Raw genomic sequence first — 24697 nt, 5'->3', positions numbered from 1 at the left:
GGACGCCCGTGACCAGGACGCCCGGCCGTGAGACGCCCGCCTGTGTACGCCCGCCTGTGTACGCCCGGCCGTGAGACGCCCGCCTGTCAGACGCCCGGCTGTGTACGCCCGGCCGTCAGACGCCTGACGGCTAGGCGCTCGCCCGGTTGAACACGCGGGTCCCGACGGTCAGGCTGATCACCGCGAACACCACGGTCACGGCCACCCCGGCGACGACCGTCCCGGTGAAGTAGTGGCCGCCGAACAGCTCGCGCAGCGCCTCCAGGACGTGCCGGAACGGGCTGACGTACGAGAGCGCGTCGAGCCAGCCCGGCGCCATCGACATCGGCAGGAACGCGCCGGACAGCAGCACGAGCGGGATCACCGCCGTGCCCATCACCGGCGCGAACAACTGCTCGTTCATGGTCAGCGCGATCGCGTACGACAGCGCGGCGAGACTCGCCCCGAGCACCACGACCAGCGCCAGCCCGGCCAGCAGCCCCGCGACGGGGGCGCGCAGGCCGAGGGCGTAGCCGACCGCGACCAGCAGCACGACCTGGAGGATGAGCTGGACGGCGTTGGTGAGCACCCGGCCGAGCAGCAGGGCCAGGCGGCTCGCCGGGGTGACGCGCAGCCGCTCCAGCGCCCCGGAGCGCTTCTCGAACACCACCCCGAACCCGGCCATGCCGGTGCTCATCAGGCCGAGCTGGATGATCAGGCCGGGCACCAGGGTCTCCCAGCTGCCGATCGTGGCGAAGATGGGCCCGAACAGCACCAGGAAGAACAGCGGCTGGATGGCGCCGAAGATCAGGCCGGCCTTCTGGCGCAGAGTGGCGCGCAGGTTGTGGCGGAACAGCAGCCAGGTGTCGCGGACCATCAGACGGCCGCCTCCTCGCGCAGTGACCTGCCGGTGAGGTCCAGGAACGCCTGGTCGAGCGTGCGGCCGCCCGCCTTGAGCTCGGCCGGGGAGCCTTCCGCGACGATCTCGCCGTGGTCGATGATCAGCAGCCGGTCGCAGAGCGCGTCCGCCTCGTCGAGGTAGTGGGTGGTGAGGAAGACCGTCACGCCGTCCTCGGCGCGCAGGCGGCGGATGTGGTCCCACAGGTTCGCCCTGCTCTGCGGGTCGAGCCCGGTCGTCGGCTCGTCCAGGAACAGCAGCTCCGGCCGGTGCGGCAGGGCGAACGCGATGTCGACGCGGCGGCGCCCGCCGCCGGAGAGCGTGCCGCCGGGCCGGGACTCCATGCCCGTCAGGTCCAGCATGGTCAGCACCTCGGCCGTCCTGGCCGACGCCTCGGCGCGGCTGAGGCCGTACAGCATGGCCTGGAGGTGGAGCTCCTCGCCGAGCGGGACCGACGGGCTGACCCCGCCGCTCTGCGAGACGTAGCCGATGTGGCGTCGCACCCGCGCCGGGTCGCCCAGCAGGTCGTGGCCCGCCACCGTGGCGGTGCCCGAGGTGGGCCTGAGCAGGGTCGTCAGCATCCGCATGGTGGTGGTCTTGCCGGCGCCGTTGGGGCCGAGGAAGCCCACGATCTCGCCGGGCCGCACGGACATGGTCACGTTCTTGACGGCTACGTCGCCGCCTTTGAAGGTCTTGGACAGACCTGTCGCGTTAATCATTTGATCGCCTCCAAAATTAGAGTAGACCTAATTTTGGAGTGACTGCAAACTTGGTAACATGGCGGGGTGGACGAAGGACTGCGGGAGCGGAAGAAGCGCGAGACCCGAGAGCGCATCTCGGACATGGCGATGGGGTTGTTCATGTCGCGCGGGTTCGACAACGTGACCGTGGCCGAGGTGGCGCGCGCGGCGGACGTGTCGGTGAACACGGTGTTCAACTACTTCCCCGCCAAGGAGGACCTCTTCCTGGACCGGCAGGACCAGGTGGAGGGCATGCCGGTCGAGGTCGCGCGGGGGCGTGCGCCGGGTGAGAGCGTGGTGCGGGCGTTCCGGCGCGACTTCCTCGACGCGCTGGAGACGCGCGACTGGCGTTACGGGCTGAACGAGGGCAGTGACGTGTTCGCCAGGATGGTGGCCGACAGTCCGGCGCTGCGCGCCCGGACGCGCGAGCTCCATCTCAGACGGGAGACGCTGCTGGCGGCCGCGCTGGCCGAGGAGGCCGGTGCGGACGACGACGACCTCGCGCCCCGGCTGATGGCCGCGCACCTGCTCAACACGACCCGCCTGCTGTCGGAACAGGCCGTCCGCGGGATGCTCGCGGGCGAGGCGTGGGAGACGATCCGGCCCCGCCTCAGGGTGCAGGCCGACAAGGCGTTCGACCTGCTGGAGTCGGGCATCGGGGAGTGATCAGTCCAGGTTGCCGCTCAGTGCCGCGCCGCCGAGGATCAGGAAGAACAGCCCGTAGATGACGATGATGCCGATCATGATGCAGGTGCTGATGATGCCGCAGATGCGCCCGGCCTGCACCATGCCGCGGTTCTCGTAGACGTAGCCGCTGTTGTCGATCTCGCGCAGCGCCTTGGTCCCCATGTTCCAGGCGAACGGTCCGAGAATCTGGCAGATGACCAGGCTCAGGATGCCCAGCACCAGGATCGTGGTGCCGTTGGGGTGGGTCTGCGGCGGTGGACCGTAGTAGGAGGGCCCGTAGTTGGGATAGGACATCGGTGCTGGACCCCTTGTCTGACGGCGATTGCGTGGGTTTTATACCACAGCCTCGGGTCGCGCCGTGGGGTTGCTAGACTCCCGGCCCATGATCCGGTCATTCATGCCGTTCTTCCAGTGGTTCGCGGCGACTGACTGGTTCATGAGGATGGGACCGCGGGTCATGCCGAAGTTCGACCGCGTCCTGCGCCCGCTCGCCCGGGGCAGGCTGCTCAGCGGCGGACCGATGCCCACGCTGGTCCTGACGAGCACCGGCGCCAAGACCGGGCTGCCGCGCAGCACCCCGCTGGCCTGCCGGCCGGAGCCCGGCGGCGCGCTGCTGGTCGTGGGCAGCAACTTCGGCCATGACCGGCACCCGGCGTGGAGCGCCAATCTCATCCGGACGCCCGAGGCCCGGGTGGGTTTCGGCGGCCGCGAGTTCGCGGTCACCGCGGTGCTGCTGACCGGCGGCGAGCGCGCGGCCGCCTGGCCCGGCCTGATCGAGCAGTGGCCGCTCTACTCCCGCTATACGGACAAGTCGGGGCGGCAATTGCGGGTCTTCAGGTTGATTCCTATGCATTGATCGTTTTGCGCCATCATGGACGGGATCATCCACCGTTCCAAGGAGCCTTCCCCCGTGCGCGAACGCACCCGTGCCCTCCTGGCGCACCGGCATTTTCAGCGATTCATCATCGCCGTCATCCTGGTCAACGCCGGCACGCTCGGCCTGGAGACGTTCCCGAACGTCGTCGAACGCTACGGTGATCTGCTCGTCGTCGTCGATCATCTGGCGCTCTACATCTTCGTGGCCGAGCTCGTGGCCAAGCTGTACGTCGAAAGGCAGAACTTCCCCCGCGACCCGTGGAACATCTTCGACACCGTGATCGTCGGCATCGCGCTCGCCCCCGCCACGGGCGGGCTGTCGGTGCTGCGATCGCTGCGCATCCTGCGGGCGCTGCGGCTGCTGTCGGCGGTGCCGAGCCTGCGCAAGGTGATCTCCGCCCTGCTGCGCGCGATGCCCGGGATGAGCTCGATCGTGCTGCTGCTCTCCCTGGTCCTCTACGTGGCCGCCGTCCTGGCCACCAAGCTGTACGGCGCGACGGCGCCCGATCGGTTCGGCAGCCTGCCCACCTCGCTGTTCACCCTCTTCCAGACGATGACAGGCGACGACTGGGGCAACATCGCCAGGGAGGTGATGACCCGGCACCCCTCCGCCTGGATCTTCTTCACCGTCTTCATCCTGGTCTGCACCTTCGTGGTGCTGAACCTGTTCATGGCGGTCGTGGTGAGCGCGATGGACGAGGAGGCGGCCGCCGAGCGGGCCGAGCTGGAGGCGGAGATCGAGGACGTGTCCGCCGCCTCCACCCAGCGCATCCTGGACGAGCTCGCCGGGCTGCGCCGGGAGGTGGCCGAGCTGCGCGCGCACACCGTGTCCGGCACGGCATCCGACACGGCATCCGGCACAGCATCCGGCACGGCGTCCGACACGGCGTCCGGCCGGCGCTCCGGGAGGGGACGCTCGTCCCGCACCAAGGGCCGCGCCTCGGCCTGAGACCGAGAGGCCGCGCCTCGCTCGGTGAGGGCGCCGTCCCGTGCCATGGGTCGTGTTTCGGCCGGAGAGGGCGCCCACCGGGTCAGCGTGAGTAGAACTCGACCACGAGTTGCTCATCGACCGGGACGACGATCTGGCCGCGCTCCGGCCGGGTGGCCAGGGTGGCCGTCAGGTTCGCGTGGTCCACCGAGAGGTAGGGCGCGACGCGCTCGTCGGCGTGCACCCCCTCGGCCGCGGCCACGAACGGCTGCATCCGGCGTGACCGCTCGCGCACGGTGATGACCTGTCCGGGCTTGACGAGGTAGCTGGGGATGTCCACCTTGCGCCCGTCGACCGCGATGTGGCCGTGCGCGATGTACTGCCGGGCCGCGTAGATCGACGGCGCCAGGCCGGAGCGCAGCACGACCGAGGCCAGCCGGGTCTCCAGCAGGGTGACGAGCTCGGCGCCCGAGGCGCCCGGCTTGCGCACCGCCAGGTCCCAGTAGCGGCGGAGCTGTCGCTCCGACACGTCGTAGTACCAGCGGAGTTTCTGCTTCTCCAGCAGCCGCAGCGCGTAGTCGCCGCTGGCCCGCCGGTTGGTCTTGCGGCCGTGCTCGCCCGGCGGATAGGGACGCCGCTCGAAGTAGCTCACGGCCTTCTTCGTCAGCGGCACGCCCGCCCGGCGTGACAGTCGCACCTTGGGACCGGTGTAGCGCACGTTCACCTCCATGTGGTTAGGTAGCCCTTACTTAGGTGAGGCTAACCTAAAGCTAAGTGAGATCTCAAGGAGGCCCCCCATGCTGCCGATCCAGGAGCGGATCCGTACTCTCGCCGCGACCGCCGGTGTGGTCAGGCTCTCCGTGGACGACACCCCGTCGCCCGCGCGCGGCGGCGTCGACGAGCGCGGCCGGCCGGTGCTGCTGGTGCGGCAGGGTGAGCCGCTGCACGGGCTGCGCGACGACGCCGTGGTGGCGGTGCATCTGACCGCCATGCGCCGCCTCGGCCAGGTGGAGCATCCGCGCGGGTTGCTGGAGGTGCAGGGCTGGGCGCAGGCCGTACCGGAGGAGGAGGCTCGCGCGGCGGCGGTGGCCGTCGCGGCGCAGGACGCCGACGAGGCCCTGTTCGACGCGCTGGAGCGCTACGGCCGGCCGGACGCGCCCCGGCTGCTGCGCCTGGACGTGGCTCAGGTGATCTACCTGACCGGGCAGGAGACCGGGGTACTGGACGCCGACGAGTACCTCGACGCGGAGCCGGACCCGCTGACGGAGACCGCCGAACGGGTGCTCGCCCACATCAACGCCGCGCACCGGGCCCAGCTCGCGAACGGCGTGTCCAGGCAGCTCGACCGGCCGGCGGCGGAGGTGTGGCTGTGGGAGCTCGACCGCTTCGGAGCCACCGTGCGCGCGGACGGATCACTGATCCGCTTCCCCTGGCCCAGGCCCGCGCACAGCCTCCCCGGCCTGGAGAAGGCCTTGAACGGCCTGCTCTGCACCTGCTGAGGGTTAGTTGATCACGATTCGCGACTAATGGTCACGTGTACGGCCCGGCGTGACTATCATCGGCCTCTGTGAGACAGACCGAGCGGCGCGGGCGGATCCTGCTGATCGCCACCGCACTGACCGGCACCCTCATGCTCGCACTCGCGGGGGTTCTGTCGACCGGCGGCTCGCCGGGCGCCTCGCTCTCCCCCGCCAGCGTGTCCGGCTTCCAGCGGCCCGCCAAGCTGGGCGCGATCGAGTCCGCACCCGTCCGCGTCCCGGCGCCCGAGCCGTCCCGACGGCCGCTGCTCCGGGGCGACGTGGACACCGCGCCGCCCCCGCCCGGCCTCCAGCGACCCGCCGCACGCCCGTCCTGCGTACCGCCGTCGGCGGCCAAGGCCGACGTCAAGCGGACAAAGAAGAAGGACGACAAGCGCGGCAAGTGCCCCTGAAGCGCTTGTGCGTACGCGCGACCGGTCGTCACTGAGGCCTTCAGCGACGGCTCAGCGGGCGGCACGGCCTGTCATGGCCGCGTCGACCGCGTCCGGGGACAGCACGTGGTCCAGGACCATCACCGCGCAGCCGCTGATGCCCGCCGCCGCGCCCAGCCGGCTCGGCTCGATGCGCAGCCTTCTGGTGGCCAGGGCGGTGGATCGGCGGTAGACGACCTCGCGGATGCTCGACACCAGCGGCCCGAACGCCTCCGCCATGTCGCCGCCGAGCACCACGACCGACGGGTTGAGGATGTTGACGGCGATCGCCAGCACCTCGCCGATCCTGCGCCCGGCCTCGCGTACCGTCGCCATCGTCTCGGCGTCGCCGGCCCGCACCAGCGCCGTCACGTCCGCGATGGTCTTGACGTCCTTGCCCGCGAAGCGTAGATCGCGCAGCAACGCGGTGCCACTGGCCACGGAGTCGACGCAGTCCATGTTGCCGCAGCGGCACAGCACCCCGCCGCCGTCACGCACGGGGATGTGCCCGATCTCGCCGGCCGCGCCGAGCGCGCCGCGCAGGATCTCGCCGCCCGCGACGACGCCCGCGCCGATCCGGGTGGAGACCTTGACGAACATCAGGTCGCCGAGCTCCGGATAGGCGCCCCGGTGCTCGCCGATGGCCAGCACGTTCACGTCGTTGTCCACGAGCACGGGGACGGCGAAGCGGGCGGCGATCAGCGGCGGGATCACCACCCCGGTCCACGAGGCCATCACCCGGGCGCTCTCGGTGCGCCCCTGCGCGAACTCGACGGTGGCGGGCACGCCCATCCCGACGCCCTTGACCACGGCGCGCGGCCGGTCCGCGAGCAGCTCGTCCCAGGTGTCCATGACCAGCGGCAGCACCACGTCGGGGCCCTGCTCGACGTCGATGGCGAAGTCCTGACCGGCCAGCTCGCGGCCGGACAGGTCGCAGACGGCCACCCGGGTGCGGCTCGCGCCGAGCGCGGCCACGAGCACGACGCCGCCGCCGGCGTTGAACTCCAGCCGGACCGGGGGCCTGCCACCGGTGGACGGCGCGTCGGCCCGCTCGACGACCAGGCCGCGCTCCAGCAGCTCGCCGACGCGCGCCTGCACCGCCGGACGCGACAGGCCGGTCACCCGGCCGAGGTCGGACCGCGTCACGGCCTCACCGGTGCGGATGAGGCGCAGCACCTCGCCACTCGTGGCGAGTGCGGCGGCGGTACGTCGAGTCATCGGTTAAGTGAACCACAGGAGGTTATGTCATGAAAAGTCTCGACTTTTTTATCTCAAATACCAAAACTCTGCTTGTGTACGACCCAAACTCTGGCTAGTGTCCGTTCTGTCCCTACTTGGTAGATCATCGGAGTTCTTGCCGTGCCCCCGCTTACGTCTCCCCCGGTCGCTCACACCGCCGACCTCGTCGTCTTCGGCGGCACCGGCGACCTGTCCATGCGCAAGCTGCTGCCCGCGCTGTTCCACAGCGACAGAGACGGACGGCTGGCTCCGGAGACCCGCATCATCGCCCTGTCCCGGGGCGGGCTGACCGACGCCGACTTCCGCGGCAAGGTGGACGCCGAGGTACGCGACCAGGTGCCGGCGGACGACCTCGCCCTGTGGCAGCGTTTCCTCGGCCGCCTGCACCACCTCACGGTCGACGTGGGCGGGCAGGACCGTACCGGCTGGCAGGCTTTGTCGCGGCTGCTGGCCGGGCATGAGTCGCGCGACCGGGTGTTCTACCTGGCCAGCCCGCCGATGACGTTCGGTCCGTTCTGCCGGGAGCTGGAGCTGGCCGGGCTGGTGACGCCTGACTCGCGGGTGGTGCTGGAGAAGCCGCTCGGCCGCGACCTGCCCAGTGCGCAGCTGATCAACGACGAGGTCGGCGCCATCTTCGACGAGCAGCAGATCTTCCGCATCGACCACTACCTGGGCAAGGAGACCGTGCAGAACCTGCTCGTGCTCCGCTTCGCCAACGCCTTCCTGGAGCCGGTCTGGAACTCGCTCTGGATCGACCATGTGCAGATCACCGTCGCCGAGACCGTCGGCACGCCCGGCAGGCGCGGCTACTACGACCACGCGGGCGCGCTGCGCGACATGGTGCAGAACCACCTGCTGCAGTTGCTCACCCTGACCGCGATGGAGTCGCCCGCGCGCAACGACCGCGAGGCGATCCGCGACGAGAAGGTCAAGGTGCTGCAGTCGCTGCGCCCCATCGTCGGCACCGAGGTCGGCCGCTTCACCGTGCGCGGCCAGTACGCGCAGGCCGGCGACATGCCCGGCTATCTGGCCGAGCCCGGCTCGACCCCGCCCACCGAGGCCTCCGGCCGGGTGGAGACCTTCACCGCGATCCGCGCCGAGATCCGCAACTGGCGCTGGGCCGGAGTGCCGTTCTACCTGCGCACCGGCAAGCGCATGCCGCACCGGCGCTCGGAGATCGTGGTGCAGTTCAAGGACGTGCCGCACTCCATCTTCCCCGGCGGCGCGCCGAACCGCCTGGTGCTGCGCCTGCAGCCGGAGGAGGGCATCGAGCTGCACATCATGGCCAAGGAGCCGGGAGCGGGCGAGATCATGCTCAAGCCGGTGCCGATGAGCCTGAGCTTCGGCAAGACGTTCACCACCCGGGTCCCGGACGCCTACGAGCGGCTGCTCACCGACGTGCTGGCCGGCAACCCGACGCTGTTCATGCGCCGGGACGAGGTGGAAGCCGCCTGGCGCTGGATCGACCCCATCCTGGACGCCTGGCAGGCGTCCCCTGATCTGCCCGAGCCTTACCCCGCCGGCACGGCCGGCCCCGCGAGCGCCCACGAACTGCTCGGCCGCAGCGGTCGCGCGTGGCATGAGGAGGAAGCGTGAACCCCGTCATCCAGGACATCACCGACAGGATCGCCGAGCGCAGCGCCGCCAGCCGCGCCGCGTACCTGGAGCGGATCCGCCGTGACGGCGAGGCCGCCCGCGCCAAGGGCCCGGCCCGCGCGCACCTAGGGTGCGCGAACCTGGCGCACGGCTTCGCCGCCGCCCCCGCCGAGGACAAGCCCGCACTGATAGGTACGGCCAAGCCCGGCGTCGCCATCGTGACCAGCTACAACGACATGCTCTCCGCGCACCAGCCGTACGAGACCTACCCGGCCGAGCTGAAGACGGCCGTGCGCCGGGCCGGCGGGGTCGCGCAGGTGGCCGGCGGGGTGCCCGCCATGTGCGACGGCATCACGCAGGGCCGCGCCGGCATGGAGCTGTCCCTCTACAGCCGCGACGTGATCGCCATGTCGACCGCGATCGCGCTGTCGCACGACATGTTCGACGCCTCGCTGCTGCTGGGCGTCTGCGACAAGATCGTCCCCGGGCTGTTCATCGGCGCCCTGCACTTCGGGCACCTGCCCGCGATCTTCGTGCCCGCCGGGCCGATGACCTCGGGCCTGCCGAACAAGGTCAAGGCCCGCACCCGCCAGCTCTTCGCCGAAGGCAAGGTCGGCAGGGGCGAGCTGCTGGAGGCCGAGTCCGCCTCCTACCACTCCCCCGGCACCTGCACCTTCTACGGCACCGCCAACTCCAACCAGGCGATCATGGAGGTCATGGGCCTGCACCTGCCGGGCTCCACGTTCGTCAATCCGCACACCGAGCTGCGCCACGCGCTGACCGAGGCGGCGGGCCGCCGGGCCGTGGAGATCACCGCGCACGGCGCCGAATACACCCCCGTCGGCGAGCTCGTCGACGAGAAGTCCATCGTGAACGCCTGCGTGGCGCTGCTGGCCACCGGCGGGTCGACCAACCACACGCTGCACCTGGTCGCCATGGCCGCGGCCGCCGGCCTGGTGCTGACCTGGGACGACCTGGCCTGCCTGTCGAAGGCCGTGCCGTCGCTCACCAAGATCTACCCCAACGGCCAGGCGGACGTGAACCACTTCCGTGACGCCGGCGGCATGCAGGTGCTCATCGGCGACCTGCTCGACGCGGGCCTGCTGCACGGCGACGTGCTCACCGTGGCCGGACCCGGCCTGGACCGCTACCGCTCGGCCCCCCGCCTCAGCGACGGGGAGCTGGTCTGGGAGCCGGTCGCCGGCGTCAGCACCGATCTGGACGTGCTGCGTCCCGTCAAGGCGCCGTTCGCCCCCGACGGCGGCATCCACATGCTCGACGGCAACCTCGGCTGCGCCGTGAGCAAGGTGTCGGCGGTCAAGCCCGAGCACCTGGTGATCGAGGCCCCGGCCAAGGTCTTCGACGACCAGCTCGACCTGATGCATGCCTTCGAGGCGGGCGAGCTGGACGGGCAGGACTTCGTCGCCGTCATCCGCTACCAGGGGCCCAGCGCCAACGGCATGCCCGAGCTGCACAAGCTCACCTCGCCGCTGTCGGTGCTGCTGGACCGGGGGCAGCGGGTGGCGATCGTCACCGACGGCCGGATGTCGGGCGCCTCCGGCAAGGTGCCCGCCGCCATCCACCTGTCGCCCGAGGCGGCCGACGGCGGCCCGATCGCGCTGGTCCGCGACGGCGACGTGATCCGGCTCGACTCGGCGGCGGGGTGCCTGTCCCTGCTGGTCCCCGCCGAGGAGCTGGCGCAGCGCACGCCCGGCGGCCGGCCGCTGAGCGACGCGGAGTGGGTCGGCACCGGCCGCGAGCTGTTCACCACCTTCCGGCGGATGGCCGGGCACGCCGAGCAGGGCGCGGGCATCTTCGGCGTCAGCGGCGCCGAGTCCCCGCACCACGGCCCCGGCCTGGGCTTCCCCGCCGAATCCGGCTCCTCCCACCTGGAGACGGGCGCGGCGGTGGGCCCGCACCACGCCGGAGCGTCCCGGTGATCCGCCGTACGACATACGACGGGCGTACGGCGTCTGATGCCGGAGGGGAGCCGTGACGGCCTTCGAGCTGCCCTGGCTGGTCGCTGACGTCGGCGGGACCAATGCTCGGTTCGGGCTGGTCGCGTCGCCTGGGGCGCGGCCGTCGCAGGTGGCGGTGCTGGCGGGGGCGCGGTACCGGACTCTCACCGACGCGGTGTCGGGGTATCTCGCCGAGCACGCGGGCGGGCTGCGGCCCGGGGCGGCGTGCCTGGCCGTGGCGGGGCCGATCGACGGTGATCGCTACCGGCTGACGAACTCCCCGTGGGCGGGATCGGTGCGCGACCTGGGCGTGCCGTTCGCGGCGCTGCTCAACGACTTCGAGGCGCTGGCCCTGTCGCTGCCGCACCTGGACGGCGGCGAGCTGGTGTCCCTGGGCGGGCCGGAGCCGGCGCACGGGGTCAAGGCCGTGCTCGGGCCCGGCACCGGGCTCGGCGTCGGCGGCCTGATCCCCACCGGGGACGGCTGGACGCCGATCCCCGGCGAAGGCGGCCACGTCACGCTGCCCGCCAGGGACGACAGGGAGCTGGAGATCGTCCGCGCGCTGCGGGCCGGCGGCCGGGAGCACGTGGTGGCCGAGGACGTGCTGTCCGGTCCCGGTCTGGTCCGGCTGCACCGGGCGCTGGCCCGGGTCAACGGCGTCACCGCCCCCGACCTGACGGCCTCCGACATCGTGGCGCGGCTCGACGACTCGCTCTGCGCCGAGACGGTCGAGGTGTTCTGCGCCATGCTGGGGAGCTTCGCCGGGAACGTGGCGCTGACACTCGGCGCCAGAGGTGGTGTCTACCTGGGCGGCGGCGTGCTGCCCCGTATCGTGGAACGTGTGCGCACCAGCGATTTCCGCACCAGGTTCGCCGCCAATCCCGATATGTCCAGCTATCTGGAGGGCATCGCCACCGCGCTGATCGTCGCGCCGCAGCCGGCACTGACCGGCGCGGCCGCCTGGCTCGCCCAGCGTGCCGCCAAAGAGCTCATTTCATGACCGCGCGCCACCGACAACAGGCCGTCCACGAGGAGAAGTTCGCATGAGTTTGCTCGATCTCGCCCCTGTCATCCCCGTCGTGGTGATCGACGACGTGGAGACCGCCGTGCCGATGGCGCGGGCGCTCGTCTCCGGCGGCCTGCCGGTCATCGAGGTGACCTTGCGTACGGCACCCGCGCTGGAGGCCATCGCCAGGATCGCGGCCGAGGTACCGGAGGCCCAGGTCGGCGCCGGCACGATCCGTACCAACGACGACATCGCCGCCGCGCTGTCCGCCGGGGCGAAGTTCCTGGTCTCGCCGGGGACGACGCTGAGCCTGGTGGAGGGCATGGACGCGAGCGGCCTGCCGTACCTTCCGGGGGCGGCGACCGCGTCGGAGGCGATGGCCCTGGCCGAGCGCGGTGTCAAGGAGCTGAAGTTCTTCCCGGCGGAGCCGGCGGGCGGCGTGGCCTACCTGAAGGCGCTGCAGGGCCCGCTGCCGGACGTGCGTTTCTGCCCGACGGGCGGCATCCGGCTCACCACCGCCCCCGACTACCTGGCCCTGCCGAACGTGGGCTGCGTCGGCGGCACCTGGCTCACCCCGGCGGACGCCCTGGCCTCGGGCGACTGGGGCCGCATCGAGAAGCTGGCCTCGGAGGCGGCCGCGCTGTAACCCCGGCAGGCGCGCCGCGGCGCGGCGGATCCTGGTACCGCCCGTGCCTGCCTCCACCTTGGGGGCCGGGCGGACACTGTGGTCATGACGAACACCGTTGACATCGCACCCATCGGCCTGCTCTCCGGCAAGGTCGTGTTCATCACCGGCGCCAGCCGGGGCATCGGGGCGGCGGCGGCCCGGCTCTTCGCCGCCGAGGGCGCCGCCGTCGTGCTCGCCGCCCGCAGCACGGAGGCCCTTCAGAAGATCGTCACCGAGATCCGCGCCGAAGGCGGCGTCGCCGACGCCGTCACCTTGGACCTCGCCGACCGGGCGAGCATCCGCGCGGCGGTCGACCGGGTCGAGGAGCTGCACGGACGGCTCGACGGCGCCTTCAACAACGGCGCGGCGATCCAGCAGCCCGGCCCGCTCGACACCACGAGCGATGAGGACATCGACCAGCAGTTCGCGGTGAACTTCCGCTCGCACTGGACCGCCATGACCGCCGAGGCCGCACTCATGCGACGCAACGGTGGCGGGGCGATCGTGAACACCTCCAGCATCGGCAGCCGCCGCGCGAACCCCGCCCTGCCCGCCTACGGCGCCATGAAGCGCGCGCTCAACAGCATCACCGAGACCGCCGCGGTGAGCTGGGGCCGTGACGGCATCCGGGTGAACGGCATCACCCCCGGCGGCACCGCCACGGAGATGATGGCGGCGTGGGAGGCGGACACCCCCGGCATCATCGAGCGGGTGACGGCGGCGATCCCGCTCGGCCGGATGGCCGAGCCCCACGAGACCGCCCAGGTGGCCGCCTGGCTGCTCAGCGACCGGGCCTCGATGGTGACCGGCGCGATCGTGCCGGTGGACGGCGGCGCCGGGGCGTGAACCGCTACATCTGGAATCCGGCGGGCCCGCGCACCGCGGCGGCGGCCAGGTCCTCGATCCGGGCGGCGGACACGGGCACGCCGGGCGCGCCCTGGATCCAGGCCACCAGGTCCGGCACGGTGAGGCCGGACGGCGGCTGTCCCACGTACGGGAAGGCGTACAGCGGGGTGTTGGGCTCACTGCGCCAGCTCTCCGCCAGCGTGCCGAGATCCACCGTGTCGAAGCCGAGGATGTCCAGAAGGCCGGCCACCTCCTTCTTCGCGGTGGGGTCGTCGCCGGACAGCGGCAGCGCGGTGCGGTCGGGGGCGCCGGCCGGGCGGAACAGGTCCAGCAGCTGCTTGGGGCCGATGTTGTGCAGTGCTTTCACCACCCGGGCGCCGGTGAGGTGGCGCTGCACCAGCTCGCTGGAGGTCAGCTCGTCGCTGTCGAGTTCCGGGATCCTCCACCCGGGGTTCGGGGCGTAGTTCATCGGGTCGATCACGGTCTTGCCGGCGAGCTCCGCGCGGGGCAGCCGTTCGTGGGCGGCCAACGGCAAGGACGCGATGACCAGATCGGCGGCGCGCGCCGCCTCGGCCGGGGTGGCCGCACGGGCCCGCGGGCCGAGCTCGGCGACGAGATCGGCCAGCGTCTGCGGGCCGCGCGAGTTGCTCAGGACGACGTCGAGGCCGGCGTCGACGGCGCGACGGGCGACCCCTACGCCGACCATTCCGGTGCCGATGATGCCGAGGGTCGATGTGCTCACTTGAGTTCTCCGTTTCGGGTGTTTCCACGCGTCGCGGCACCCAGTGCCTGGGCCCGCTCCGGTGGCTTGTCTCCATCACAGCCGGAGTGACCTGCGCGAACAATGATCAGAGGCCATCGGCAGCGATCACAAAATGTGATAAATCAGAAGGCATGGAGCTGAGGGCGCTGCACTACTTCGTGACCGTCGCCGAGGAGCTGCACTTCGGCCGCGCGGCGCAACGGCTGCGGATCGTGCAGCCGGCGGTGAGCCAGCAGATCACCCGGCTCGAACGCGAGCTCGGCGTGCGCCTGCTCGACCGCACGTCACGCAGGGTGCGGCTCACGCCGGCCGGCGAACGCGTGCTCGCCGCGGCCCGGGAGACCCTGGCCGCGGCGGCCCGCGTGCGAGTGGTCGCCGGGGAACCGGCGGCCGCCCTGCGGGTCGGGGTGGCGACCTGCGTCACCGAACGGCTCGACCGCGCGCTGGCTCGCCTGCGCGACAGCGAACGCCCCGCCGCCCCGCGACTGGTCGACCTGCCGGTGCCCGCGCGCCTCGACGCCGTCCGCGATGGCGAGCTGGATCTGGCGCTGGTCCGCGGCGCGGTCACGTCCACGGCGCTGACGGTGGTGCGCGCCTGGTCCGAGCCGCTGCACGCGGTGCTGTCCGGCGGACACCCCGCCGCCGGCAAGCCCGCGGTCAGCCTGCACGACCTCGACCCGTACGGCCTGCGGCTCCCTGACCGCGACGCCGACCCGCCCCTGCACGACGCGATTGTCGCCGCCCTGCCCGTGGCACCGCTGCGGCCGCCCGCCGGGGACATGCTCAACGTGCTGTTCGAGGTGAGCCAGGACCCCGAGGGCTGGACGCTGATGCCGGCCGAGCAGCTCGCCGGCTCCCGCTCCGAACGGGTGCTGCAGGTGCCGCTCGACCCACCGATGACCGTCGACGGCCACGTCGTGACCTCGCTCGCCACACCGGAGTCGTGCGTGGCGTCCTACGTGGCCGCATTCGCGGACTGAGCGCCACGAGCGGCCGGTCCGGAGAACGCTCGCCGCTCATCAGCCGTGAAGATCAGCTCTCAGGCTTCCGGGATCTCCGCACCCCATGTGTCCACGGTGATGTCGGCCGGCTCCGGGCCGCCGCGTACGCCGGTGTCCAGGCCGTTGATCGCGGTGAGCTGCTCGCCGGTGAGCTCGAAGTCGAAGACGTCGAAGTTCTCCGCGATGCGCCCGGCGTCGACCGACTTCGGGATGGCGGAGCGCCCCTGCTGCAGGTGCCAGCGCAACATCACCTGCGCCGGGGTCCTGCCGTGCGACGTCGCGATCTGTCCGATCACCGGGTCGGTGAGCGTGCTGACGCGGTTCTCCCGCCAGCCCGGATAGAAGGTGATGCCGCCGATGGGCGACCACGCCTGGGTCAGGATGCCGTGCTCGGCGCCGAAGGCCCGCGCCTCGGGCTGGGTGAAGTACGGGTGCACCTCGATCTGGTTCACCGCGGGCACCACCGTCGTCCTGCCGAGCAGCGCGGTCAGGTGCTCGACCGTGAAGTTGCTGACGCCGATGGCGCGCACCCTGCCGTCGGCCAGGAGCTTCTCCAGGGCCTGGTAGGAGCGTACGGTCCGGTCGAAATCCGACGGCAGCGGCTGATGCAGGAGGAGCAGGTCGATCCGGTCGACGCCGAGCTTGCCCGCGCTCTTGTCGAAGCCATGCAGGGTCTCGTCGTACCCGTAGTCGTTGATCCAGATCTTGGTCTCCAGGAAGATCTCGGACCGGTCGAGCCCGGACGCGGCGACGGCCTCGCCGACCTGCCGTTCGTTGAAGTACGCGGCTGCCGTGTCGATGTGCCGGTAGCCCGCCGCCAGGGCGGCCCCGACTGCGGCCCGGGTCTGCTCGGGCGGGGTCTGGAAGACGCCGAAGCCGAGCGCGGGCAGCCGTACACCGTTGTTCAATCTCAGGAAGTTGTCCATGTGCCGAGACTCGGCGAGCGGAACCCGGGTAACCAGTGCCGTCCGCTACGGAGGGAATCGCAGTACCAGGCAAGCCGGCTCCCCCGGGGTCATCATGGGGGCATGCCAAACGACCTAGGCAATCTGCTGCGCGCCTGGCGTGATCGGCGCTCACCGGACGACGTCGGGCTCCAGGCGTACGGCCGGCGCCGCGCTCGCGGACTGCGCCGCGAGGAGCTGGCCGCTCTGGCCGGGCTCAGTGTGGACTATCTCGTACGCCTGGAGCAGGGCCGTTCGCGCCGACCCGGGCCGCAGGTCGTCGCCGCGCTGGCCCGCGCCCTCCAGCTCGACGAGCGGGAGGCGGCCGTTCTCCACCAGGCGGCCGGACTGCCGGTCCCGTCCGGCCGCACGGTCTCGGCGCACGTGCCGCCCGGCGTCCAGCGGCTCATCACCCGCATGGTGGACTACCCGGTGGCGGTCTTCGCGGCGGACTGGACCCTCATCGCCTGGAACGCCATGTGGAGCGCGCTGATCGGGGACCCGCACCAGCGGCCGCTCGCCGACCGCAACCTGATCCGGGCGACGTTCTACGGCTCAGCCGCCTGGACCCCCATCGTGCGGATCGACGCCGAGGCGGGCCGGCCCGACGAGAAGGAGCAGCGGGCGCTCGTCGCCGACCTGCGCCACGCCGTGACGACGTACCCGGACGACGAGGCCCTTCGCGAGCTCGTCGCCGAGGTCCGTGCCGCGAGCCCGCCTTTCCGCGAGCTGTGGGACTCCGGCGCGGCGGGCCGGCACACCAGCACCCGCAAGCTCGTCCAGCATCCCCTGGCCGGTGAGCTCGTCCTGGACTGCGACGTGCTCACCGCCCCGGACTCCGACCTGAAGATCATCCTCTACACCGCGGCGGCGGGCAGCCGCGACTCCGAGCGCCTGGACTTCCTCCGGGTCAGCGCCGTCCACTCGGTGACGTGAGGGATGGCGGCTACCGAATGAAGGAGCCGGCCCACTGGGCGGAGGCGTACCGGTAGACCTCGGCCAGCTCACTGTCGAAGTACGGTGAGATGCCGGTGTCGTACCGGTCGTCGCCATCGGTGTCGGACACGCTCATCGTGATGCCGCTGAGATAGCCGGTACGGGTGTCGCTCGCGTAGTCGGTCACCCATGAGGAGCCGAGAGCGCCTTCCCCGGTGAACGGGGAGTCCACGCCGAGGGGCCGGTCCGCGCGGAGGGCCGTGAACCTGGTCGCGAACGTCGAGCCGGTCGACCGTTCGAGGGTCTCACCCGGGTAGGGCCGGCTGCCGTCGGGGTGGGCGCCGGCGGGATGGCCGAAGACGTCGATCGTGGACCCGAGCGGCTGGTTGACCGCGAGCCCTTGGCCGCCGACGTTGACGCCCAGGTGTCCGACGTGGGTCAGCACGTCCTGAGCGGAGAGGACGACGCCGCTGTACACGTTGACGAAGGCGTAGTCGCGGTCGAGGTCCCGGATGTCGTCGAAGTCGTAGTGGGAGCTGCCCAGCTTCCCGACGTACAGCCCGAACGGGGTCTCCCCCTCGGCGTAGCCGGGGACGAAGACCCACTTGCCGAGCGCGCCCATCGGCGCCTCGATGTCGAACAGGCAGTGACCCGCCGTCGCGACGAGGTTGCGGTACTTCGTCTGCATGGACGTGCCGGTGCACCAGTGCGGCAGGCCGTCGCTGCCGATGAAGAACACCTTGCCCCAGGTCGTGGGCGTCTTCCCCTCGTACGGAGGCGGCCCTTCCTGCGGGGCGACGACGGTGCGCGCGGGGCCGTCCGGGACGATGTCCGTGGACAGACGTTCCGCGCCCACCGCCGTCCGCACGGTGTACGGGGTGGCGTTCCTCAGGTTGGCGGCCTCGTCGGCGAGCCAGAAGCTCGCCACCTCCTGAGCCACCGGCGCGGTGCTCGCCAGCGCGACCGTCGCCACCCGCACGGCCTGTGCCGGTGTGGTGAAGCCGGTGGAACCCAGTACGACCAATCCGATGCTCAATGTGGCCAGTGCACGCCTCAAGGGCGATCTCCCGTCCGGTCGGTGTGAAGAGCCGGCCGATCTCCACGGCCGGCGAACATCAAGATCGTAACCATGGCGGAGATCGCGATCCCAGGCTTTTTCGATCACAAGTTCGATACATGGTTCGATGGCGGAACGCTCTGGACACCCGCCGGGCTTCACGGAAGCTTCACGATCGGAGTCGTACGCGCCACATGAGACCCCGGTTCGCTGTCGGGGTATGAACCGCGTTCCGCACATCCGAAGACTCGTGGTCGTGGCCCACGCCGGGCTGGCCGGGTCGCTGGCCGGCACCGCCGCTCTGCACGTCGGCTGGGCGGAGCAGGTGGACGCCGTCCGGAACGTCTTCAGCGACTACGCGCTGAGCGACGGCGCGTACGGGATCTTCGCCGGGACCGTGGCCTGCCTGTCGGTGGGATCGACGGCGCTGGTCGCGGGGCTCGTACGGTCCGGACTGCCGGTCGGCGCGCCGGCGATCGCGCTGCTGGGCGCGTGGTGCGGCGGGCTGGCGCTCGCGGTGGTCTTCCGGACCGATCCGCCGGGCGATCCCTCCCTGGGCGGGCTGGTGCACCGGTACGCGGCGGGCGGGGCCGTGGCGGCCCTTCCGGCCGCCGTCCTCCTGATGGCACGGCGGCTGGGGCGACGGCCCGGCTGGGAGACGACGGCGCGCTCGCTGCGCCGTATCTCCTGGGCGAGTGTGGCGGGCTGCTTCGCCTTCATGTGCGCGCACCTGTGCGTCACGACCTCGGCCCCGAACCCGCTGACGCAGCGGATCGGCGGCCTGCTGGGGCTGGCCGAGCGGGTCACCCTCGCCCTGGAGGTGAGCCTGCTGTTCATGCTGGCCGGCATGGTGGCGGCGAGCCGGGAGCGCGGATGACCTGGCTCGCCATCATCCTGGCGATCCTGAACGCCTGCTGCTTCACGGTCGGGACCTGGCTGCAGCACGGCGCGTCGGCGGGGGGCGCGTCGTTGGCGTCCGCGGTGCGGCGGCCTCGCTGGCTGGCGGGGCTGGCGCTGCTGGCGTTGGGGGCGGTCATGCAGGTCAACGCGCTGCGGCTGGCTCCGGTGACCGTGATCGAGCCGGTCGGGGTGCTCGGGATCGTGATCAGCGTGGTGTGGGCGCTGCGGGTGCGACGCGCCCCGCTGCGGTGGAACATCGGCCGTGCGCTGGCGACGATCCTCGTCGGGACGAGCGCCTTCGCGGTGCTCGCCGCGTTGAACACCGTCACCCGCCCGGTCTCCACGGCGGCGCAGTTCCAGGCCGGCGCGCTGGTCGCCGCCGCGGTGGCGGTCTGCCTGCTCCTCGCCCACCCGCTCAGGGGCCGGGCCCGGTGCCTGGTCCTGGGCATGGGCGGGGGCATCGCCTACGGCTGCACCTCCGTACTGATCCGGGCCGCGACGGAGCAGTTCACCTCGTACGGCGTCAGCGCGCCCCTGTTCGGCACGCTCGCCGGCCTGGGAGCGACGGTCCTGGCCGGTTTCTGGCTCGTGCAGCGCGCTTACGCCGACGGCCCGGCCGAGAGCACGGTGGCGACCCTCACCGTGGTGGATCCGCTGGTCGCCGTCACCATCGGCATCGGCCTGCTCGGCGAGGCCCCCGGCCTGACCCTGCCGATCGCCGCCCTGGGGCTGGCCTTCGCCGCCGTCGCGGTCGGCGGGGTCGTCCTGCTCTCCCGCGACATCCCCGCCCCGCCATCCTCTTCCCTCACGCACGACAGGAGCACCCCATGTCCGGCAGTCCCCTCCGGAGCATCGTCATCGGCGCGGACACCTACCCGCCCGATGTGAACGGCGCCGCGAACTTCGCGCACCGCCTGGCCACCGGGCTCGCCGGCCGAGGTCACGACGTGCACGTGATCTGCCCCGCCACGGGCGCCGATCCCGGGCGCGTCGCGCCCGGCGGCCCGACCGTGCACCGGCTGGCCTCACACGGCACGCCGTTCCATCCCACCTTCCGGGTCTGCCTGCCCTGGCAGATCCGCGGCTCGGCGGCCCGGCTGCTGGAGCGGATAGCACCCGACGTCGTCCATGTGCAGTCCCACTTCGCCGTGGGCCGGACCCTGATCGGGGCCGCGCGGCGTGCGGCCGTCCCGGTGGTGGCGACCAACCACTTCATGCCGGAGAACCTCGTCCGCTACGCCCCTCTTCCCGACCGGCTCGCCGACGCCGCGTGCCGGCTGGCCTGGCGCGACTTCGTCCGGGTCTTCCGCCGCGCCCAGATCGTCACCGCCCCCACCCCCCGCGCCGTGGAGCTGATGCGCCGCAACGGCCTCATCGGCGGCGTGGTCCTTCCCGTCTCCTGCGGCCTGGACCTGCACCGCTTCGCGCAGCCCACGGTGAGCAACGAGAGCGCGGAGCTGCGCGTGCTGTTCGTGGGCCGGCTGGACGCGGAGAAGAACGTGGGCGAGCTCCTGCGCGCCCTGCCGCTGCTGCCCCCGCGGCTCCCGGTCACGGCCGAGATCGTGGGCGACGGCTCCCGCCGCCGCGAGCTGGAGGAGCTGGCCCGCGCGCTCGGCGTCGCCGACCGCGTCACCTTCCACGGTCTGGTCAGCGACCAGGAGGTCCTGGACGCCTACGCCCGCTGCGACGTGTTCTGCATGCCCGGCACCGCCGAGCTGCAGAGCCTGGCTACCATGGAGGCCATGGCCGCCGGGAAGCCCGTCGTCGCCGCCGACGCCACGGCGCTGCCGCATCTGGTGCACTCGGGACACAACGGTCTGCTCTTCCCGCCCGGCGACGTCCCGGCCCTGGCCGCGGCCCTCGGCTCGATCCTGGACGACCCCGAAGGCCGGACGCTCATGGGCGAGGCCGGCCGTGAGATCGTCGCCCGCCATGACCTCGGGTTCACCCTGGACACCTTCGAGACCGTCTACCGGGAGGCGGCCAAGATCACGACGGCCCTCGGCAGGGAGAACCATGAGCACCCAGCGCATTCTGGTCGTTGACGACGAACCCAAGATCCGGATGACGCTGCGCGGCTATCTGGAGGCGGACGGCTTCGAGGTCCTGGAGGCGCCGGACGGCCCGTCCGGTCTCACCTCGGCCGTCCGCGAGCGGCCTGACCTCATCGTGCTGGACGTGATGCTGCCCGGCCTGGACGGGTTCGAGGTGCTGCGCCGGATCCGGGCGACCAGCCAGGTGCCGGTGATCCTGCTCACCGCCCGGACGGAGGAGGTGGACCGGGTCATCGGCTTCACCGCGGGCAGCGACGACTACGTCACCAAGCCGTTCAGCGCCCGCGAGCTCGCCCTGCGGGCGCGGGCCATCCTGCGCCGCACGGAGCTCCCGGCCCAGACCCCGGAGGAGCGGGCGCTGCGCTTCGACGGCCTGGTCATCGACCCCGACACGCGGACGGTCACCCGCGACGCCGGCCATGCGGTGGAGCTGTCCGCGCTCGACTTCGACCTGCTGGTGGCCCTGGCCCGCGCGCCGGGCCGGGTCTTCACCCGCCGCGGGCTGATCGAGCACGTCTGGGGGCGCGACTTCTTCGGTGACGAACGGGTGGTGGACGTGCACATCCGCACGCTGCGGCGCGCGCTCGGCGACGACGCGAGCGCGCCCCGGTTCGTGGGCACGGTGCGCGCCATCGGCTACCGCTTCCTCGCCCGGCCCGCCGGATGACCCGCCCGCCTCGCGGCCGGAGGACCGCCTGGGCGGGCGCGCTACGGCGGCTGCCGGCGCTGCCGCTGACCATCCGCCTGGTGCTGTCCCACATGACGGTCCTGATCGTGGCGCTCCTGGCGATCAACGTCGCCGCCGACGCGTTCGGCCGGCGGCTGGCCGACGCCGGGATCTCCGAAGTGCAGGCGCTGATGATCGAGCTGACCGGCAAGGGCGAAGGGAGCATCGACTTCAGGATGATCCTGCCCGCCCTGATCATCGGCATGATCACGGCGCTCGTCATGTCCCTGGTGTTCTCCCGGTTCCTGCTGCGGCCGCTGCGCCAGGTCAGCGCCGCCACCCACCGCCTCGCCGACGGGCACTACGACGCCGTCCTCCACGTCCCCCGCGAGCCGGGACTCGCCGCGCTGGTCGAGGACGTCAACCGGCTGGCGGCGGCGCTGGCCGACATCGAGCGGCGGCGCGCCCGCCTGGTCTCGGAGATCGCCCATGAGATGCGCACCCCGATCACGATCCTGAACGGCCAGATCGAGGGCATGGCCGACGGCATCTTCACGCCGGACGACGCCATGTTCGCCTCCCTCACCGACGATCTCACCCGGCTGCGGCGCCTCACGGACGACCTGTCCAGCCTCTCCCGGGTCGAGGAAGGCGCGTTCACCCTGCGGCGCTCGCTCACCGACGTGACCGCCCTGGCGGAGACCACCGTGGAAAGGCTGCGCCCCCAGTTCGACGACGCCCGGGTCACCCTCACCATGGTCCCGGGCCCGCCGGTCACGGCCCTGATCGACGCGGACCGCGTCGCCCAGGTGCTGGTCAACCTCCTGGGCAACACTCTGCGCGCCTGCGATCCCGGCGGCCGGGTGTCGGTCACCATACGCACCGGCGACGGCCCGGCCCCGCATGCCGAGATCATCGTCCAGGACGACGGGATCGGCGTCGCCGCCCACGATCTCATCCGGATCTTCGCCCGGTTCGAACGCGTCGAGCACTTCGGCCGCCCGGCCCCCGCGGGCGGCAGCGGCATCGGCCTGACCATCGCCCGCGGCATCGCCCGCGCCCACGGCGGCGACATCACGGCCGCCTCCCCGGGCCTGGGCCAGGGGGCGACCTTCACCGTCCGCCTGCCACCGGCGCCGCCGGGCGGCTGACGGGTCAGCTCCAGATGGAGACGTGGACCGGGGGGCGGAAGCGGGCGCGGGGGATGCCGTCCGCCGGGGTGCGCATGACCTGGGTGGCCGCCGGGGTGGTGAGGAAGGTGAGGAACGTTCCCGCCGCCGCCGAGCGGGTGTCGGGCTCCAGGGTGGTGGCGTACCAGTAGGCCGCCTGCGGGGTCACCGGGGTGTCGACGGCCACCAGGTCGCCGCGGCGCAGCTGGTGGGCGACGAGGTGGGCGGCGGCGGGGGCGACGCCCGCGCCCTCGGCGGCGGCCTGCCACGCGGCGGTCTGGTTGGCGAAGACCCGCACCTGCGACTCCGGCACCCGCAGCAGGCGTAACAACCGGCCGCTGTCGCCGGCCGGGTCGGTGCCCGACGGGCCGACGAGCCAGTGGTCGCGGCGGCCGTGTGGCGAGCCGACGACGATCTGCACGCAGCGCAGCACCGGCCTGCTGACCAGACCCGCGCAGCACAGCTGGGGGCCGAGCGCGACGTCGGCCAGCCGGCTGGTGAGCAGCAGCGGCATCTCCGCGGTGGCCGCCACGCCGCCGGCGGCGTCCATCGTCCTGCGCTGGTTGAACAGGCAGATCAGCGGGCCGGCGACGTGTTCGGCGAGCACACCGTCCAGCACCACGCGCAGGGCGGCGGGGCCGGGCCGTACGGCGGCCTTCGCCTCGGCGCCGAGCGCGACCATCTGGGAGGCGATGCCGAGCAGCCGTCTGCCGCCCTCGGTGAGCACCATCCGGTCGCCGGAGCGGACGATCAGGCGGTCGCCGAGGTGTCGGCGGAGCTGGGCCAGCGACTGGGAGACCGCGGGCTCGCTCACGCCGAGCGCGCGGGCGGCGGCCTTGACCGAGCCCAGGCGGGCCACGAAGACGAACGCGCCGAGCTGGCTCAGGGTCACCTCTTCTTCATAGAGCGCCGCCGCACATTAATGAATCCCTTATTTCCGGATTGTCGCTACAAATCGGTGACATCACTGTGCACTCATGCAGGTTCCCGCCACGTTCGAGTACGAGAGAGCCGACAGCGTCACGCACGCGCTCGAGCTCCTGGAGAGGTACGGCCCGGAAGCGCGGGTCGTCGCCGGCGGGCACAGCCTCATTCCGATGATGAAGCTGCGCCTGGCCCAGCCGGAAGCGCTGATCGACATCAACGGCCTGACGGAGCTGGCGCAGCTCGCGGTCGAGGGCGACGAGCTGGTGGTCGGCTCGATGGTGCGGCATGCCGAGCTGCTGGCCAGCAGCACCGCCACCCACCTTTTCCCGATATTTCGGGATGCGGAACGGGTGATCGCCGACCCGATCGTGCGTAACCGGGGCACGGTCGGCGGCTCGCTCTGCCAGGGCGACCCGTCCGAGGACCTGGCCGCCGTCTTCGCCGCGCTGCGCGCCACCGCCGTCATCCAGGGCCCCGGCGGGATTCGTACCGTCCCGATCAAACGCTTCCATGAGGGACCGTACGAGACGGCCGTCCGGGCGGGTGAGCTGCTCGTGCGGCTGCGGGTGCCGATCACGCCCGCCACCGGCAGCGCGTACGAGAAGGTCGAGCGCCGCGTCGGCGACTGGCCCGTGGCGGCGGCCGGAGCGGTGCTCGTGCTGGACGGCGGGGTGATCGCGCAGGCGGGCATCGGCCTGACCGCGGTGGGCGCGCCGCACTTCTGCGCCCCGGAGGCGGAGGACCACCTGCGCGGGAAGGCGCCCGGTGCGGAGGTGTTCGCGCAGGCGGCCCGGATCGCCGCCGAGCACTGCGATCCCCACTCCGACCAGCGCGGCCCCGCCGACTACAAGCGGCATCTGGCCGCCGAGCTGACCCGGCGGGCGCTGACGGCCGCCCTGGAAAGGATCTGA

General features: G+C 72.0%; 26 protein-coding genes and 1 pseudogene. 18 read left to right on the top strand and 9 right to left on the bottom strand.

Features of this window, described 5'->3' with window-relative positions:
* Window positions 1-130 precede the first annotated feature (130 nt).
* Entirely contained in the window at window positions 131-856 is a 726-nt protein-coding gene (locus OHA68_RS32510; RefSeq protein WP_189144866.1) for an ABC transporter permease, read from the bottom strand.
* On the bottom strand, window positions 856-1596 hold the full coding sequence (locus tag OHA68_RS32505) for an ABC transporter ATP-binding protein (RefSeq protein WP_327103643.1): 741 nt from the start codon (window positions 1594-1596) through the stop codon (window positions 856-858). Before OHA68_RS32505 ends, OHA68_RS32510 begins: the two co-directional genes overlap by 1 nt.
* A gap of 66 nt (window positions 1597-1662) precedes the next feature.
* Here OHA68_RS32505 and OHA68_RS32500 point away from each other — a divergent pair, with 66 nt between their 5' ends.
* Window positions 1663-2283 carry a TetR/AcrR family transcriptional regulator gene (locus tag OHA68_RS32500; protein ID WP_327103642.1) on the top strand — a complete coding sequence of 207 codons (621 nt, stop codon included), beginning with the start codon at window positions 1663-1665 and terminating at the stop codon, window positions 2281-2283.
* Here the strand turns inward: OHA68_RS32500 and OHA68_RS32495 are convergent, their stop codons facing one another.
* Complete coding sequence (locus OHA68_RS32495) at window positions 2284-2598, bottom strand: DUF4190 domain-containing protein (protein WP_189144863.1); 315 nt, start codon at window positions 2596-2598, stop codon at window positions 2284-2286.
* Window positions 2599-2686: 88 nt separating this feature from the next.
* Here OHA68_RS32495 and OHA68_RS32490 point away from each other — a divergent pair, with 88 nt between their 5' ends.
* A complete protein-coding gene (locus OHA68_RS32490; protein ID WP_327103641.1) occupies window positions 2687-3160 on the top strand; it encodes a nitroreductase family deazaflavin-dependent oxidoreductase in 474 nt (157 codons plus the stop codon).
* Between the two features lie 54 nt (window positions 3161-3214).
* Window positions 3215-4129, top strand: a complete 915-nt coding sequence (locus tag OHA68_RS32485) for an ion transporter (protein ID WP_327103640.1) — start codon at window positions 3215-3217, stop codon at window positions 4127-4129.
* Window positions 4130-4211: 82 nt separating this feature from the next.
* Here OHA68_RS32485 and rpsD read toward each other — a convergent pair whose 3' ends face one another.
* Entirely contained in the window at window positions 4212-4826 is a 615-nt protein-coding gene (gene rpsD / locus OHA68_RS32480; protein WP_327103639.1) for a 30S ribosomal protein S4, read from the bottom strand.
* Between the two features lie 79 nt (window positions 4827-4905).
* Here rpsD and OHA68_RS32475 point away from each other — a divergent pair, with 79 nt between their 5' ends.
* On the top strand, window positions 4906-5607 hold the full coding sequence (locus OHA68_RS32475; protein ID WP_189144859.1) for a DUF2470 domain-containing protein: 702 nt from the start codon (window positions 4906-4908) through the stop codon (window positions 5605-5607).
* Between the two features lie 68 nt (window positions 5608-5675).
* Complete coding sequence (locus tag OHA68_RS32470) at window positions 5676-6038, top strand: hypothetical protein (protein ID WP_327103638.1); 363 nt, start codon at window positions 5676-5678, stop codon at window positions 6036-6038.
* A 51-nt stretch (window positions 6039-6089) separates the two neighbouring features.
* Here the strand turns inward: OHA68_RS32470 and OHA68_RS32465 are convergent, their stop codons facing one another.
* The gene (locus tag OHA68_RS32465) at window positions 6090-7274 is read right to left on the bottom strand and encodes an ROK family transcriptional regulator (protein ID WP_327103637.1); all 1185 of its coding nucleotides are present in this window, start codon (window positions 7272-7274) and stop codon (window positions 6090-6092) included.
* 141 nt (window positions 7275-7415) lie between these two features.
* On the opposite strand from OHA68_RS32465, the gene zwf reads away from it, so the two are divergent.
* The 5 genes from zwf (at window position 7416) to OHA68_RS32440 (ending at window position 13368) form a co-directional block, all read left to right on the top strand.
* Window positions 7416-8891 (top strand): glucose-6-phosphate dehydrogenase, encoded by a 1476-nt coding sequence (gene zwf / locus OHA68_RS32460; RefSeq protein ID WP_327103636.1) that lies wholly within the window; start codon window positions 7416-7418, stop codon window positions 8889-8891.
* On the top strand, window positions 8888-10831 hold the full coding sequence (gene edd, locus OHA68_RS32455) for a phosphogluconate dehydratase (RefSeq protein ID WP_327103635.1): 1944 nt from the start codon (window positions 8888-8890) through the stop codon (window positions 10829-10831). The genes zwf and edd overlap by 4 nt, the downstream gene beginning before the upstream one ends.
* A gap of 52 nt (window positions 10832-10883) precedes the next feature.
* Complete coding sequence (gene glk / locus OHA68_RS32450; protein WP_327103634.1) at window positions 10884-11849, top strand: glucokinase; 966 nt, start codon at window positions 10884-10886, stop codon at window positions 11847-11849.
* Between the two features lie 43 nt (window positions 11850-11892).
* Window positions 11893-12501, top strand: coding sequence for a bifunctional 4-hydroxy-2-oxoglutarate aldolase/2-dehydro-3-deoxy-phosphogluconate aldolase (eda, locus tag OHA68_RS32445; RefSeq protein ID WP_189144853.1), 609 nt, complete (start codon window positions 11893-11895; stop codon window positions 12499-12501).
* A gap of 84 nt (window positions 12502-12585) precedes the next feature.
* Complete coding sequence (locus OHA68_RS32440; protein ID WP_327103633.1) at window positions 12586-13368, top strand: SDR family NAD(P)-dependent oxidoreductase; 783 nt, start codon at window positions 12586-12588, stop codon at window positions 13366-13368.
* Between the two features lie 4 nt (window positions 13369-13372).
* On the opposite strand, the pseudogene OHA68_RS32435 reads toward OHA68_RS32440, so the two are convergent.
* Window positions 13373-14128: pseudogene (locus OHA68_RS32435) on the bottom strand (NADPH-dependent F420 reductase); the annotation flags it as partial.
* 134 nt (window positions 14129-14262) lie between these two features.
* Between OHA68_RS32435 and OHA68_RS32430 the strand changes: the two are divergent.
* Window positions 14263-15111, top strand: a complete 849-nt coding sequence (locus OHA68_RS32430) for a LysR family transcriptional regulator (protein ID WP_327103632.1) — start codon at window positions 14263-14265, stop codon at window positions 15109-15111.
* Between the two features lie 59 nt (window positions 15112-15170).
* On the opposite strand, the gene OHA68_RS32425 is transcribed toward OHA68_RS32430, so the two are convergent.
* A complete protein-coding gene (locus OHA68_RS32425; RefSeq protein WP_327103631.1) occupies window positions 15171-16058 on the bottom strand; it encodes an aldo/keto reductase in 888 nt (295 codons plus the stop codon).
* Between the two features lie 102 nt (window positions 16059-16160).
* Here OHA68_RS32425 and OHA68_RS32420 point away from each other — a divergent pair, with 102 nt between their 5' ends.
* A complete protein-coding gene (locus tag OHA68_RS32420) occupies window positions 16161-17012 on the top strand; it encodes a helix-turn-helix transcriptional regulator (RefSeq protein WP_327103630.1) in 852 nt (283 codons plus the stop codon).
* Window positions 17013-17022: 10 nt separating this feature from the next.
* Here the strand turns inward: OHA68_RS32420 and OHA68_RS32415 are convergent, their stop codons facing one another.
* Window positions 17023-18048, bottom strand: coding sequence for a trypsin-like serine peptidase (locus OHA68_RS32415; protein ID WP_327103629.1), 1026 nt, complete (start codon window positions 18046-18048; stop codon window positions 17023-17025).
* Between the two features lie 241 nt (window positions 18049-18289).
* Here OHA68_RS32415 and OHA68_RS32410 point away from each other — a divergent pair, with 241 nt between their 5' ends.
* The 5 genes from OHA68_RS32410 to OHA68_RS32390 are packed head-to-tail and all read left to right on the top strand — an operon-like array spanning window position 18290 to window position 22841.
* Window positions 18290-18946, top strand: coding sequence for a DUF998 domain-containing protein (locus OHA68_RS32410; RefSeq protein ID WP_327103628.1), 657 nt, complete (start codon window positions 18290-18292; stop codon window positions 18944-18946).
* Window positions 18943-19857 (top strand): DMT family transporter, encoded by a 915-nt coding sequence (locus tag OHA68_RS32405; protein WP_327103627.1) that lies wholly within the window; start codon window positions 18943-18945, stop codon window positions 19855-19857. The genes OHA68_RS32410 and OHA68_RS32405 overlap by 4 nt, the downstream gene beginning before the upstream one ends.
* A complete protein-coding gene (locus OHA68_RS32400) occupies window positions 19797-21014 on the top strand; it encodes a glycosyltransferase (protein WP_327103626.1) in 1218 nt (405 codons plus the stop codon). The genes OHA68_RS32405 and OHA68_RS32400 overlap by 61 nt, the downstream gene beginning before the upstream one ends.
* Window positions 20986-21690, top strand: a complete 705-nt coding sequence (locus OHA68_RS32395; RefSeq protein ID WP_327103625.1) for a response regulator transcription factor — start codon at window positions 20986-20988, stop codon at window positions 21688-21690. The genes OHA68_RS32400 and OHA68_RS32395 overlap by 29 nt, the downstream gene beginning before the upstream one ends.
* The gene (locus OHA68_RS32390; RefSeq protein ID WP_327103624.1) at window positions 21687-22841 is read left to right on the top strand and encodes a sensor histidine kinase; all 1155 of its coding nucleotides are present in this window, start codon (window positions 21687-21689) and stop codon (window positions 22839-22841) included. The genes OHA68_RS32395 and OHA68_RS32390 overlap by 4 nt, the downstream gene beginning before the upstream one ends.
* 4 nt (window positions 22842-22845) lie before the next feature.
* On the opposite strand, the gene OHA68_RS32385 is transcribed toward OHA68_RS32390, so the two are convergent.
* Entirely contained in the window at window positions 22846-23751 is a 906-nt protein-coding gene (locus OHA68_RS32385; protein WP_327103623.1) for a LysR family transcriptional regulator, read from the bottom strand.
* A gap of 85 nt (window positions 23752-23836) precedes the next feature.
* Here OHA68_RS32385 and OHA68_RS32380 point away from each other — a divergent pair, with 85 nt between their 5' ends.
* The gene (locus OHA68_RS32380) at window positions 23837-24697 is read left to right on the top strand and encodes an FAD binding domain-containing protein (RefSeq protein ID WP_327103622.1); all 861 of its coding nucleotides are present in this window, start codon (window positions 23837-23839) and stop codon (window positions 24695-24697) included.

This window comes from Nonomuraea glycinis (genome assembly GCF_035920485.1).
Classification (GTDB): Bacteria; Actinomycetota; Actinomycetes; order Streptosporangiales; family Streptosporangiaceae; genus Nonomuraea; species Nonomuraea glycinis.
The sequence above is the reverse complement of the archived record's forward strand: the minus strand, read 5'-3'. Positions and strand labels throughout refer to the sequence as shown.